At 46.9% G+C, this 14,873-nt stretch carries 8 protein-coding genes; all 8 read right to left on the bottom strand.

The features are described 5' to 3' along the window. Positions 1–19: 19 nt before the first annotated feature. Complete coding sequence (hmpA, locus tag ACO0K2_RS15335) at positions 20–1,246, bottom strand: NO-inducible flavohemoprotein (RefSeq protein ID WP_423020353.1); 1,227 nt, start codon at positions 1,244–1,246, stop codon at positions 20–22. A 186-nt stretch (positions 1,247–1,432) separates the two neighbouring features. Then, positions 1,433–1,810 (bottom strand): TraR/DksA family transcriptional regulator, encoded by a 378-nt coding sequence (locus tag ACO0K2_RS15330; RefSeq protein ID WP_423020351.1) that lies wholly within the window; start codon positions 1,808–1,810, stop codon positions 1,433–1,435. A 220-nt stretch (positions 1,811–2,030) separates the two neighbouring features. Beyond that, positions 2,031–3,305, bottom strand: coding sequence for a sensor domain-containing diguanylate cyclase (locus ACO0K2_RS15325; RefSeq protein WP_423020349.1), 1,275 nt, complete (start codon positions 3,303–3,305; stop codon positions 2,031–2,033). Positions 3,306–3,474: 169 nt separating this feature from the next. Next, positions 3,475–5,229 carry a methyl-accepting chemotaxis protein gene (locus ACO0K2_RS15320; RefSeq protein ID WP_423020347.1) on the bottom strand — a complete coding sequence of 585 codons (1,755 nt, stop codon included), beginning with the start codon at positions 5,227–5,229 and terminating at the stop codon, positions 3,475–3,477. Between the two features lie 306 nt (positions 5,230–5,535). Then, on the bottom strand, positions 5,536–7,260 hold the full coding sequence (locus ACO0K2_RS15315) for a methyl-accepting chemotaxis protein (protein WP_423020345.1): 1,725 nt from the start codon (positions 7,258–7,260) through the stop codon (positions 5,536–5,538). Positions 7,261–7,690: 430 nt separating this feature from the next. Further along, a complete protein-coding gene (locus ACO0K2_RS15310) occupies positions 7,691–9,445 on the bottom strand; it encodes a methyl-accepting chemotaxis protein (RefSeq protein WP_423020343.1) in 1,755 nt (584 codons plus the stop codon). Positions 9,446–9,884: 439 nt separating this feature from the next. Beyond that, the gene (locus ACO0K2_RS15305; protein ID WP_423020341.1) at positions 9,885–11,441 is read right to left on the bottom strand and encodes an oligopeptide:H+ symporter; all 1,557 of its coding nucleotides are present in this window, start codon (positions 11,439–11,441) and stop codon (positions 9,885–9,887) included. Between the two features lie 234 nt (positions 11,442–11,675). Beyond that, positions 11,676–14,870, bottom strand: coding sequence for an efflux RND transporter permease subunit (locus tag ACO0K2_RS15300; protein ID WP_423020339.1), 3,195 nt, complete (start codon positions 14,868–14,870; stop codon positions 11,676–11,678). Positions 14,871–14,873 lie beyond the last annotated feature (3 nt).

Genomic DNA, 14,873 nt, shown 5'->3' with positions numbered 1-14,873 from the left:
AGATCGTTGCTGACAGGCATTAGGCGACAACGCCACCGCTCCCAAAAGCTTCAGAGTAAATTTTTAGTGGATCAATGCCTAGGCGTTTGAGATTCCCGATTTGCTCTTGCATAAAAGCGACTGGACCGCAGAGATAATAATCCGCATCAGGAGGCAGGTGTGATGACGCAATCTCATCGAGCTGGAGACGACCCGAACGATCATAGTCACTTGCTAATCGGTCGCTATCTCTTGGGTTTTCATAATAGACGATGGTATTGAGCGCACACGAGGCGATAGGCGCTTGCCGCCATTGTTGAAGTTGCTGCTTAAAGCCATGCACACCACCATGGCGGCACGCATGAATCAACAAAATCTGACGTGGGGAACGGGTCTCGATGAGTCGCTCTAACATCGCCCAATGTGGTGTAATCCCGACGCCAGCGCTGATCAATACCACAGGGGTGTCGCGGTCTTCATGCAGATAATAATCGCCCATCGGTGGCGCAACATCGATCAGATTCCCTTCCTCGACCGAGTCGTGCAATAAAGATGACACCACGCCGCGAGGACGCGATGTTGTCCCACGTTCATTCTTAACCGAAATACGTAATGTCGCTTTCCCTGGCGCAGCAGACAGACTGTATTGACGTGTCTGCGTCATTTCCATCGAGGGAACAGGTAACTTGACCGAAATATACTGGCCGGCTGCATACAGTGGCACTTTGCCACCATCTCGGGGTTTCAAGTAAAACGAGGTTATTTCATCGCTCTCCTTGACCTTTTTTTCCACAATAAATGAGCGCCATCCACTCCAACCACCTTCTTGATTGACGGCATGCTGATACAACTGTTGCTCCTGCGCGATCAAGATATCTGCTAATTGCGTATAGGCAGCAGCCCAAGCATCAATTAAGGCATCGCTGGCGGCGTCACCGAGCACCTCTTTGATCGAAGCGAGTAGGTGCTTCCCAACAATTGCGTAGTGTTCCGCGCGAATGCCCAGACTGACATGCTTATTGGCGATCAGTTTCAATACCGGAAGTAGTACCTCGGGGTGATCAATGTGTTCGGCATAAGCCAGAACGGCCATCGCCAAGGCTTGCTGCTGGCTGCCTGTTTTTTGGCTTGTTTGATTAAACACTGGCATCAGTTCTGGATGATGCGCAAACATACGGGCATAAAAATGGCGTGTCAGTGTCACGCCGTGTTGCTGTAATACGGGGACAGTGGCTTTCACTAACTCACGGGCTGCATTGTCTAACATCAGATCACCTATTAAGATATATTTTAAATACATTTTTAAATGCAGCACATCACGTGTGCATTCTTTACTTTGTCTTGTGCCATTAATGGCGCGAAAACATCATACTGCTTTAAACATGTATTTGCAATGCATTTTTAAAGTGAGAGCGAAACAGATCTCTCTGACGCCCTCTCGATTTAAAAAGTCCTACATGCTGGAATGCGGATGCAGGTGTAAACGTTGATCATCGGATTCGATGGCGGCCTGACATTGAATGCATCGCTCCGCAGTCGGTTCCACTTCCAAGCGGGCAAAGGGAATAGGCGCACCGCATTCACGACAGATATCAGCGATATTTTCGCTTAGCCTGGCTTGAGCGCGCTGCAAGGCTTGCCATTCTGCATGGTGGTGTAGGTATTGCGACATCGCATCATGATGTAAAACATCCGTTACAACGCCATCACCCGCGCCGCCATCCTGGGCAAATTGCTGGGGGTTATGCTGACGTAATTCGGCTTGGATATCCTGCTTCATCGCGTCAAGTTTTGATTTTAAAAGGGCTTGTTGGGCAAGGGTGAGATGCATGATTTCTCCGTCTATTCTGTCGAAAAGGGCTCAACAGAAACATCAATCCAGTCATTGGAGTCGACGGATAGCAGGTGACGCTGAGCCCCAGAAGTGACCACATGACGATCATAAGTTGCCAGTACAGCGACTCAGACGATCATTGGCGATGAAGATCAGACTACGCCAACCATGATGAAAGGCTTTGATTCAACGCAATACTTAGACGAAGCAGCAACGATCAGGGTAACGATACGACGCAATTGCGACCGCTCGTTTTCGCTTTATAGAGTGCCTTATCTGCGCGCTCTATAACATTTTCGAGCGTTAAGTCGTGATCTTCGATCACAGCCACGCCAATACTTACCGTGACATTCAATGGTTCAGCATTGGCCTCGAAAAGGGTCATATTTTGTACGCGCTGACGTATTCGATCTGCAACAGAGATCGCATCACGTCGATTTGTCTGCTGCAATAAAAGACAGAATTCTTCCCCGCCTAAGCGTCCAAACAAATCGATTTGCCGCATGTCGCATTTCACTGCCGCTGCAAAATCAACCAAAACACGGTCGCCTGTGGCATGCCCGTACTTATCATTAATGGATTTAAAAAAATCCAGATCGAGCATGAGAAGGCTCATTGGATATTGGTAGCGTTGTGACGTTTTAAAAATATGCAGACCGTGCTCAAGAAACGCCCGACGATTATCTATCCCCGTGAGCGAATCCGTACTTGCCAGCCGCTTCAACTCACGCTCCATGACTTTATGGTGCGTCACATCACGAAAAATGCCCTCAACACCAAAAAACTCGCCTTTGTCATCGTAGAGCGCCTGACTATTGATCGAAATATCGATAAAACTTCCGTCTTTACACCGCAACACACCAGGAAAATTACTCACGCTACCGTTCACCAAGCTGGTCGCAACGAAGAGCTTGCTATCGTTTTCTTCAGGGAAAAATGACTTCTCCATCAGCTTTTCGACTTCAACGATCTCATACCCAAGCATACGCTTTACCGCAGGACTGATCTTTGTCAACGCACCTTGGTTGTTGATTCGAAAATACACATCCTGCATATTTTCAAATAATCGACGGAAATCCATTTCACTTCGACGCAAGCTGTCTTCGATGGTACTGAGCTCCGTCATATCGAGTGCAAGAAGAAGCATCGCGTTTCGCCCGTCAACACGCTTCAAGGCTGCCGAGACCAGCAGCACACGAAACGTATCTTTCAGTGTCCGGACGCGAATTTTTGCTGGTGCGTGGCACCATTGTTCGAGTGCGAAGTCAGGACTATCTGGTGATAAAGAATAATCGAGCTGAAAAACTAGATCATTCAACATCACGCCGATGAGCTGCGCTTTTGAGTCAGCCTCAAACATTTTGATGGCCACCGAATTCACATCCAATATACAACCTTCTCCTATGATCAATACGGCAGACGGGAGGATATCGATATTTAAAGAGGGGTCTGAAATACTATTCACCGAAATACCTTCAGGGGGCTTTAACATTAAACAACAGCTGACCTCGCCCAGGTTACTAAGAACATCGAACAAGGACGGCCACTGAACGTAAAAAACGTCGGTACGAGCAGATTCGCCTTGCTTGACAAATTCAACAACTATTTTTTCGCTTCTTTATTTTTCTCGATATCACATCAGCGCCAAGGATGTGTCCACATCAAAATTCATCCCAATCATTGCCATGTGCACTTGGCTCTTCATGATCAATCGATTTACTTTTTGGGAGGGTGGCTACATCGAGATTTTTCGACACGTTTTGCTTCGCCACCGGTACTGACTGTATGCTCTCAGCGCTAGATATTGGTCGTGGGGATTTCATCCCACGAGATACTTTGTTCACGGGTGGTTGAGGATGCACCTTGGCGACGTTGTCACGCACCACAGACTTTAATTTAAAGATAGAAACGACACTTGTTAAACGATTCGCCTGTTGTTCAAGTGACGTCGATGCCGCAGCGGCCTCTTCGACTAACGCTGCATTTTTCTGCGTACTTTCATCGATCTGAAAGATAGCGCGATTCAACTCTTCAATACCAGAACTTTGTTCCTGACTTGCACTGCTAATTTCGCCAACAACATCGTTTACTTTTTGAATACTCGTTACGATATTGTTCATTGCGATACCCGCTTGATCGACCAAACGAGCCCCTGAGTCTACCTTATCAACAGAATTATCGATGAGCGTTTTAATTTCTTTCGCAGCAGACGCTGAACGTTGGGCAAGGTTTCGGACCTCTGCCGCAACGACTGCAAAACCACGCCCTTGCTCACCTGCACGTGCCGCTTCAACAGCAGCATTCAACGCAAGGATATTGGTCTGAAAAGCGATACTATCAATCACGCTAATGATATCAACCACTTTTCGAGAGGAATCATTGATCGCAGCCATCGTCTCTACCACTTGAGACACAACCGCACCACCCTCGACAGCGACAAGGGATGCGGTATTTGCTAAGGTATTTGCCTGTCTTGCATTATCAGAATTTTGCTTAATGATGCTGGTCAGTTTATCCATCGACCCCGTCGTGTCTTGCAATGCACTGGCTTGCTGTTCCGTACGGACGGACAGATCCATATTACCAACAGCAATTTCTCCCGACGCCACCAAAATTGCATCTGTACCATGGCGTATTTGCGTGCAGACACTTTCAAGACTGGTAGCCATGTCTTTGATCGCGCGCGTGAGTTGTGCAAATTCATCGGTCCCATCAATGTTAATCTGAAGCGTGAGATCACCCGCTGAGACAGACTGTGCAGCGGTAATCGCCAATCTCATCGACCTGATCATTTTATGTCGCAAGGCCAACAACACCGAGACGACAACGATAATGGAGACCACGTTGAGAATACTCGTGATGATTGCACTTTCAAACTCAATTTTTCTAGCTTCAACGGACGATTTTTCGCCCATTTGAATATTGTATTCTCGGTGGGCCCAAATCGCGTTCATCATATTGACAATGATATCCTGATGCGAAAAAATGTCCTGAACGGCTAATTCGTTCTTCCCAGTTGAATCGGTTGCTAATAAGTGATCAATGAACTGATCATAGGTAACGATCGATTTTTTTGCGTCACGAAATAAAGCTAAATCTTTAGCATCCGCAATAAATTTTTTTTCGTAGACATCAAGATCGACGTTCACACGTTGGCGCTCTTGATTAATTTCAAGGCGTAAGTTATGTTTTTGCGCCTCGTCTTTGACGAGCAAACTTTGCCAGACTTTCACACGGATTGTAGCAATCGAGTCCGCAATTTTGTCTAATTGGTTAAGACTTGTGACGGTATTCGTACTAATAAAATTTAGTACACCGTAGACACGATTGATCTGGAAAATATTGATCGCTGCGCCGACGACCATCGCGAAAGTCACGAATAAGGCAAGCATATAAAGACGTTTTGCTATACTCATTTTCCACTCCATTGATTTTTGTACTGGCAGTGAAATACGACATCAAGGTCGTCGCAATCCCATTGCAAATGATTGAACCTACGCCGATGAGCAGCGAGTGTTGTTTGAAAAAGAACTACAAGATTAACTTTAAGGACATTTATCACATCGGCATATCGCTAAGATAAGCGATGTGATCACCCATGATCGCCACATCGTTGAATGGAATCTCCCTGCCATGTCGACTGGGAGAACCGGATAAAAAGGTCTATTTGGTTAGTAGAACCAAGTAACGAAAGGAGAGCGTATCAAGCGCCACTCTTCCCCTTACTCCTGCACATCATTGGCTTTAAATATTTGCAATGGCAGTGCCTCATGATGTGGCGGTGAATTTTTTTGTGGAGCAGGTTTAATCACCGTTTTTGATTTATGTTGGCCTTGATGACGATGTGTGGATGGATGGCGACTATGCTCCTGTGGGGAGGACGAATAACTATTTTTTTCGGGGATCAAATTCGTCGAATCTCTGAGTTTAAACACGGAAACAACATCCGTTAGGCGAGCCGCCTGGTCTTTTAATGCCAAAGCGCCAGCGGCAGCCTCTTCCACCAATGCCGCATTTTGTTGTGTTGCCTCGTCCATCTGGATCACCGCTTGATGGATCTGATCGATACCTGCACTTTGCTCATGACTGGCGCTACTAATCTCACCAACAACGTCACTCACTTTTTGAATACTATTCACAATCTTCACCATGGCCTCGCCCGCCTGATCGACGAGCTTCGTCCCTGAATCTACTTTTTCAACAGAATTATCGATCAGTGCTTTGATTTCTTTCGCCGCTGAGCCTGAACGCTGGGCAAGATTTCTGACTTCGGCAGCAACCACTGCAAAGCCACGTCCTTGCTCACCTGCTCGTGCCGCCTCAACAGCGGCATTCAGTGCAAGGATATTCGTCTGAAAAGCGATGCCATCGATGACGCTGATAATATCCACGATTTTTCTCGATGAATCATTAATCGCTGCCATTGTATCGACCACTTTAGAAACCACGGCCCCACCCTCAACTGCGACTTCCGATGCCGCATTGGCTAAAGCATTCGCCTGACGTGCATTTTCTGAATTTTGCTTGACGGTGCTCGTTAACTCTTCCATTGAAGATGCTGTTGTTTCTAATGCACCTGCCTGTTGTTCGGTTCGATCAGAAAGATCAACATTTCCTGAAGCGATCTCCGCGGAGGCGCTGGCAATAGCGTTCGTTCCTTGACGGATTTCCATGCAAATCGTTTCGAGATTAGTCGCCATGCTTTTGACGGAGCCCATCAACTGACTAATTTCATCGTGACCAGTAACAACGATATTTTGCGTTAAATCACCTTCTGCCACCGCAACGGTCACTTTAATAGCATCATTGAGTGCAGCCACCAATTGTCGGGCTAGATTAATACCAATGAGTGCCATTCCGATTAGTGTGAGTAACCCGATACCACCACCGACCCAATATGCCGCTGCGAGGGTTGATTGTGCTTCTACTGCAATACGTTGATTGAGATCGACGTTGTAATCAATATGGATTTCAAACGTACGGTATATTTTTTTCAATATCGGCTGTTGGTTCGCAATTTCATTAATCGCCTCTTCCGTTTTACCTTGGCTATCAAGTAGAAGCACCTTATCGACGATCGTATGAAAAAGAGCGATTTGTGCGCGGTCTTCTTCTAACAGTGATCTATCTTTTTCATCGTAGACATCATGCTTTTCATAAGCGTCTAATGCATCGGCGATGACTGATCTACTCACTAAAATATCTTCATGTAATTTTTGTTTTTTTGTCGGATCAGAAACCGCAAGACTGTGCCAATAGGTTCTCCGAATATCCCCTATACCCGTCATGGCCACATTAAGATGTTTCATGCTGGGAATAACGTTTTCAGATGAAACACTCGATGCTTTGAAGACCTGTGTTGTCTGATACAGCTCAACGCTTAACAGCAACGTCATCATGACGCCAACAAATATAATGAGCAGATAAATCCGTTTTGCGATAGTCATCACTTACTCCAATAAAGTGATTATAAAAAGAAACAGCTGTATCTCTTGATGCGATCTGTTGAGCACCGCGCTTTTACCTATGTGATGGCGACAGGAAAAATGACTGACAGTCATCATCGACATTGACAAATGCCCCTCTTGACAGCATTCATCAGATGATCGAATGACGTGGATCAAGAGAAAGATGAATTTGACTATAGAGAGGATTAAAAATTTGGCATATCGCTAAGAAAAGCGATGATGGAGTGAGTGAACCGAGCGAGCCAACAGAACGTTACCAATATCTGAGGAGGTGATGCATCACTTCCTCAACATGAACAAAACATGGAGGCCGTAAAACAAAAATGCATGATGAAGAACATTCCTTCATCATGCATTAAAGCAAGCAATCAATCAGAGGCGAGCTCTGTAAAGCCGCGATCAAGCCATTTTAAAACTCTTCCCAATCGTCTTTTCCACTCGCGCTTTGGCTACTTGGATTTGATGAAGATGCAGAAGGAGTTTCAAACTTTGGACTCGACTTTGTCGTTGCTTTTCTTGTGTTTGTACTGATTAACGGCGTGTGAGAACGACCGGCACTTGCCGTAGAGCTCACTTTAGAGGGCTGACGTTGTGCTTGACGTGACTGGGGCGTCGGACCGCTACCCATTAGGTTATTGTTTAATTTAAACACAGAAACAACCTGAGTCAGGCGGTTCGCCTGATCCAGTAACGATGATGCCGCCGCCGCTGCTTCCTCAACTAACGCCGCATTCTGCTGGGTACTTTCGTCCATCTGAATCACAGCGTGATTGATCTGATCAATACCCGAGCTTTGTTCGTGGCTCGCATTGCTGATTTCATTGACGACGTCACTCACCTTCTGAATACTCGTCACAATATTAGTCATCGCTACGCCAGCCTGGTCAACGAGGCGCGTTCCTGAATCGACTTTCTCTACAGAATTATCGATGAGTGTTTTAATTTCTTTTGCCGCCGAAGCGGAACGTTGTGCCAAATTTCTGACCTCTGCAGCAACAACCGCAAAACCACGCCCTTGTTCACCTGCCCTTGCTGCTTCGACCGCCGCGTTCAATGCCAGAATATTTGTCTGGAACGCAATACCGTCAATGACACTAATAATATCAACGATTTTTTTCGATGAATCATTGATAGCAGCCATCGTTTCAACGACTTGCGACACGACCGCACCGCCTTCTACTGCAACGGTTGATGCTGAGCTAGCCAGTGTATTTGCTTGGCGGGCGTTGTCAGAGTTCTGTCGTACGGTGCTCGTGAGCTCTTCCATGGAAGACGCTGTTTCTTCCAAGGCCCCGGCCTGTTGCTCGGTACGGGAAGATAAATCCATATTACCCGTCGCAATTTGAGATGATGCTGTGGCAATCGCATCTGTGCCATGACGAATCTCAGTACAGATCACCTCTAGACTACTTGCCATGGTCTTGATGGACCCCATCAGCTGTGCAATTTCGTCAGTGCCTGTAACGTCAATATGTTGGGTAAGATCGCCCGCAGCAACTGCCGTGGTCACGCGAATTGCCTCATTCAAGGAACCGACAATTTTCTTGATCAAGGTGATGCCCATGATCGCAACCGCCATCAATGATAGAAGACCAATGAGACCTGCGGTCCAATCGGCGCTGCTCAATGTCTTTTGAGCGTCCTCTGAGCCAGCGTTTCCTAGTTGCAAGTTATAATCTCGATGCGTATCCAATGCTGCAAACAAAGCATCAACAGCCGGTTGTCCTTTACTCAGTTCCGCACGTGCTTCGTCAGACTTGCCGTCGAAATCCAGCGCCATGACATGATCAACAACAGCACCAAATGTAGCGAATGTCTTTCTATCTGCCTCAAGCATCGCCTTGTCTTTATCGTCAACAAGATCATCTTTTTCGTATTTATTTAAAGCATTTGTTAATTTAACTTTATTCTCTGCGATTCTTTTTTGCGCTTCTTTCTTTTGTTCTGGATCAGCATTTGCAATACTTTGCCAATACGAGCGACGGATATCCCACACAGCGACCACGGCGACATCGAGATCGAGAATACTCGGTACTGTGTTGACGGTAGAAAAGTTTGCAGCGGTGAAAACACGATTTGCCTGGTAGATCCCCACACCCGCCAATACACTCATCATGATGCCGACAAAAATAATCAGCAGATAAAGTCGTTTTGCTATGGTCATTTTTCCATCCTCTCAAATATTGGTATTACAACGTTGGTGCGGTGTGGGCGAAAAAGCGGCGTACTTTTCCGGCGATGACACTAACAGAAAGAACAGTAAATCATTTTCCATACGGAAATAGATAAATAATGTTATTTTTAATACAAAGACACAATCCTTACGGCGACCACCTCATCGGCAACATATCGAGCAACATCTCGATGCGATCATTGAACATCATTGAAAGACATAAAGGCTTAAGCTGTCTTTGTTACTTTAGCTAAAAATTGTGAGAACCAAAGAAAAGAATCGCTACTTGAGGATAATTTTCGTAACAGCAATGGATACATACAACGGTCAAAAAAAATAAGAGATAAGCGTACTTATCTCTTATGTAGATCATATCGACACGGCAACTCGCTGCCTATCACTTGTTTTATGCGACCAATGTCACCTATTTTTAGGTGGGTCTATAGTTATTAAGCATTTTGTAACTTTTCGCATAAATGCCAAAAATCAATGCTGCCAAGAGGGCAAAAGCGGCAAAGAAAAACATGAGAAATGCGTTCGAGCTCATCCCAGTGGATTTGATCTGTTCTAAGACAGCAGGGCTCTTGACACTGGCATCGGCCAATAACACCCATAAATTACCGATCGTCACTGACAGGCTCCAGAAACTCATAATGACACCCTTCATCGCTAAAGGTGCCTGACCATACGCGAACTCCAGACCAGTCGTCGATACCAACACTTCACCCATCGTGAGAATGGCATAAGGCAGCACTTGCCACGTGATCGACAAGGCGTTGCCACCATCCATACTCAATTGCATGAAGCCGACCACAATCCATGCAACGCCAGAGAAAGCAATCCCCAACCCCATGCGGCGTAATGCCGTCAATTCAAATCCCAACCGTTTGCACAATGGATAAAGAATCAGGTTATTAAATGGAATCAGCAGCATCACCAGCATCGGATTCAACGCTTGCATCTGTGACGATTGGAACCAAGACGGTTTCGTCATGGAGTTCGCTTGCACAACCCAGGTGGATGCTTTTTGATCAAACAAGGACCAGAAAGGGGTCACTAAGGCAAAAATCACCAACACTCGGAGGACAGAGCGCACACCATCCACCGTCACATCAGGATGACTACCATAGGCACGATCTAATTGCATCCATGTGCCAACACCACCAAAACCAAGCAAGGTCACAAGCGCAAGACAGAATGCGGGTACCAGACCGAGCGTCGGCGTCTGCGCCAAAGCAATCACCGCTGCCACCACGCCGATCACAGCGATCATCAGTCCAGAGCGTGGTTTGCCTTCGGCTTTCGCTAATAATGCCGTGCGTACGACATTCAGAAAAGAATGCGGGTCTTTGGCTGCCGGTGCAACGTGAACGTATTTTGTACGACCACTCCAAAAAACAATCGTCGCAATCAACATCAATATGCCCGGAATACCAAAGGCAACACTCGCGCCTAATTCTTTCAAGAAAATCGGCATCAAGAGCGACGCGAAAAAGGAACCAAAGTTAATGATCCAATAGAATGCATCAAACACTTTTTGCGCAAGACTTCGGTTGCTCTGGTTAAACTGATCACCAACAAACGATGAAACTAAGGGTTTGATACCACCCGAACCCAATGCGATCAGAAAAAGACCCACATAAAATCCTCGCGGATTATCATCAAACATCGCCAAACAAGCATGACCTGCGCAGTAGACGAGGCTCAGCCAAAAGACCGTGTTGTACTTACCAAAGAAACGATCTGCCAGCCAGCCACCAAGCAATGGAAAAAAATAGACTCCAATGACGAATGTATGGAAAATTTCTTTCGCCATCCCAGCGCGCGCACTTTCAGGCATGGATAGTAGAAGGCTACTGATCAAAAAGACGGTGAGAATATTCCGCATGCCATAAAAACTAAATCGCTCGCATCCCTCGTTGGCAATGATGTAAGGTATCTGCGATGGCATTTTTGGTGCCGCGACAGAAGCGGTTGTCTGACTCATAGGTCTCTCCATTTCATTTATTGTTGTTGAATAATGAACAAACGGCCCGAGTAAGGCCGCTTATTCATCGATCTGAGACGATGCTCTCAGACATGTTCATAGCAATTTGCATGCCGTTGCCCCGATCGGGAAAGGCGACGCAGTATCCAGATTCTAGACAAGCAAGTCAAGCAATACGCCCCAAGTACCTCACTCGTCCAGACGGCAGAACCACGCCACCTAGTCACACCCCATTTAAATCACTACTGATGATTTATTTTTACGAAAAAAGCGGAATGGAATGCGGTAGATAAAGCGAATGAAAACCAGCGTTAAGAGCGCCTCTAAGGCCGTCAGCACAACGGCAATGACCGCGTTCCATTTCTCTTCACGATAACGATATTTCGCCACCATATGATCACGCGCAATTTCAATGCTGTCATAAAATGTCGGCACCACCAATAACGTCAGTAAGGTGGATGTGATCGTGCCGCCAATAATGGCGATCGCCAACGGACGATAAAACTCACCGCCCTCTCCCAAGCCAATCGCTACCGGTAACATCCCCGCAATCAGCGCAAACGTCGTCATCAGAATCGGACGCAAACGCTTGCGACCGGCATACATGAGCGACTCTTCGCGGTCAAAGCCTTCTTCCTCACGCTTGCGTGCACAGTCAAGGAGCAAAATCGCATTTTTCGCGACAAGGCCCATGAGCATAATGATGCCGATAAAGCTCATCAGATTCAGTGTACCGTGCGTTAACAACAGCGCGACCACCACACCAATGAGACTCAAGGGGAGGGAGAGCATGACAGCCACTGGCGCCGTGAACGAGCCAAATTGCATGACCAGAATTAGATACATCAATCCGATACCCATCACAAGCGCAATCGTCATCTCGGTAAATAACTCTTTCTGATCGCGAGCAGCGCCACCAAGGTCAAGCGCATACCCCGGTGGGAAGCTCATCGCTTTGGCAATCTTCAAGGCATCCGCAGTGACTTCACCGGGCGAGCGACCTTGTGTATTCGCAGAGACCGCCATCATCCGTTTGCCATCCGTATGCTTGATTTGAGACGGACCTTTACCCATGGTAATCGTCGCAATCTGCTCCAATGGGATCATGGTGTCGCTATTGTTGACAGCAATCGGCAGACGTTCAATGTTTTCAGCATTAATCCGATCGTCAGGATGCAAACGTACGGCCACATCCCTTGCTTCGCCCGTTGGATCAACCCAGTCACCAACCTCGACGCCGGCAAAGGCAACGCGCAAAGCCTGCGCAGCGTCATTCACAGAAATACCCAATGAATTAGCGAGACCGCGATTGAGCTCAATCTGCAATTCATCTTTCGGTTCTTGCTGCGATAGACCGACATCCACTGCACCATTGACCTTACGTAGCTTATCCATAAACTCATTCGCAATCGTCAGGAGTTTACGCGCGTCAGGACCAGAGAAATTAATCTGTACCGGTTTCCCACCGCCATTGCCCAAATCATCCTGAACGATATATTCAGCACCAATAATCTGCGCCAGCAACTTACGTAAATCAACGGCAACCTCAGCAGCCGACTGCTTACGTTCTGTACTTTTACCGATATCGACATAAACACGGCCACCACCGCTATTGACCGTACTATTGGTTGCCTTTGTGACTTTCATTGTTCTCGCCAGTTCAGCCGCTTTTTCTACTTTGAGGCGAGAATATTCCAAGCTCGACGACGATGGTGTGCGGATGTCAATAAAGATCGTGCCATTGTCAGCACTCGGCAAGAAGCTCGATCCACCAAACTTCGCATGCAATGCAATCGCACCAACAAAGGTCGCTCCAGCAATCACAGCCATCCATCGACGATGATGCAATGCCCAAGCAATCACATTACCGTAACGGTCTGCTTGGTGATCAAACCAGTCGTTAAACTTTGATAAGGCTAAGCTGATGCCCTTTTTTGGCGCGAGATGATGTCCCACTGGATCGCCCCAGTAGGCGGATAACATAGGATCCAGCGTAAAAGAGATGAACAAACTCACCAGCACCGAACTTGCCACCGTTAATGCAAATGGGCGGAACCACTCGCCAGAGATGCCAGGCATGAAGGCCACGGGGATAAATACCGCAATAATTGAAAATGTTGTCGCAGCGACGGCTAAGCCAATTTCTTTGGTACCGTTGCTCGCCGCCGTACGACGGTCGACACCCATTTCCATATGGCGAACGATGTTTTCACGAACCACGATCGCATCATCAATTAAAACACCAATGGCCAGCGACAAGCCCAAAAGGGTCATGAAGTTCAGCGTAAATCCACTTAACCAAATCGCGATAAAAGCAGCAATCACGGAAGTCGGTAAACTCAGTGCGGTAATCAAGGTGGAGCGCCATGAATTTAAGAAAACATAGACAACGAAAATCGTCAGTACCGCGCCAAACATTAAGGACTCAATGACGTTGTCCAGACTACTTTCCGCATCCTTACCACCATCCTGTGTGACTTCCAATTTTGTACCAGCAGGCAGGTTTTTGTTCATCTCATCAACAAGATCACGCACACGCTTCGCCACGGATACCGTACTCGCATCGCGGGAACGTGTAATCGAAATCCCCACGTTGGGATGACCGTTATGCATACTAAAACCACCGATTTCAGCAAAGCCATCGGCGATATCAGCGACTTGTGCCAGTCGGATCACTTCGTTACCACGCTTTTTGACAACGATAGACTGAAACTCTTGGGGGGACTCGATACGCCCAATCAAACGAATACTCTGCTCGGTCAAATGTCCTGTCACTTTACCGACAGGCGCTGTCGTATTTTGATTACGTACCGCATTCACAACTTCGGATACGGAGACATTGTATTCGCGCAGTTTTTGCGCATGAAGTAAGACGCTCAGTTCTCGACGCAAAGCACCGTCGACGGTTACTGTCGCGACGCCGTCAATGGCCCGGAATTTATCTGCCAGCTCATCTTCTGCTTTGCGAGAAATCTCCGCATGGCTCAATGAATCTGAGGAGAGCGCCAGTTGCATAATTGGTTGTGCAGAAGGATCAACGCGCTCTAAAACGGGTTCACGCATTTCTACCGGTAACTTATAGCGCACAGAGGCAATCGAGTTACGTACCTCATCCGAGGCTTCGACCATGTTTTTGCCGAAATTAAAGATCAGGACGATGGTCGCCGAGCCTTCATTGGCCGTAGATCGTAACTGATACACACCGGTAATACTCTGCATCGCCTTTTCAACGCGATTGATAATCTCGCGTTCAACGGTATCTGGTGATGCGCCAGGGTAAGGAATGCTGACCACCAACACAGGTTGCTGTACGTCGGGAATTTGATTTACTTTGAGCTTTTTGAGTGCCAGTAAACCGAGCGCCATCAATGCAATGATGATCACGATCATCGCAATTGGGCGTTTAATACTGAAATCGGAGAGGAACATGGT

This window comes from Undibacterium sp. MH2W, from assembly GCF_049340215.1.
In the GTDB taxonomy this organism is placed as follows: Bacteria; Pseudomonadota; Gammaproteobacteria; order Burkholderiales; family Burkholderiaceae_D; genus Undibacterium.
This window is presented reverse-complemented; position numbering and strand designations above follow the sequence as displayed.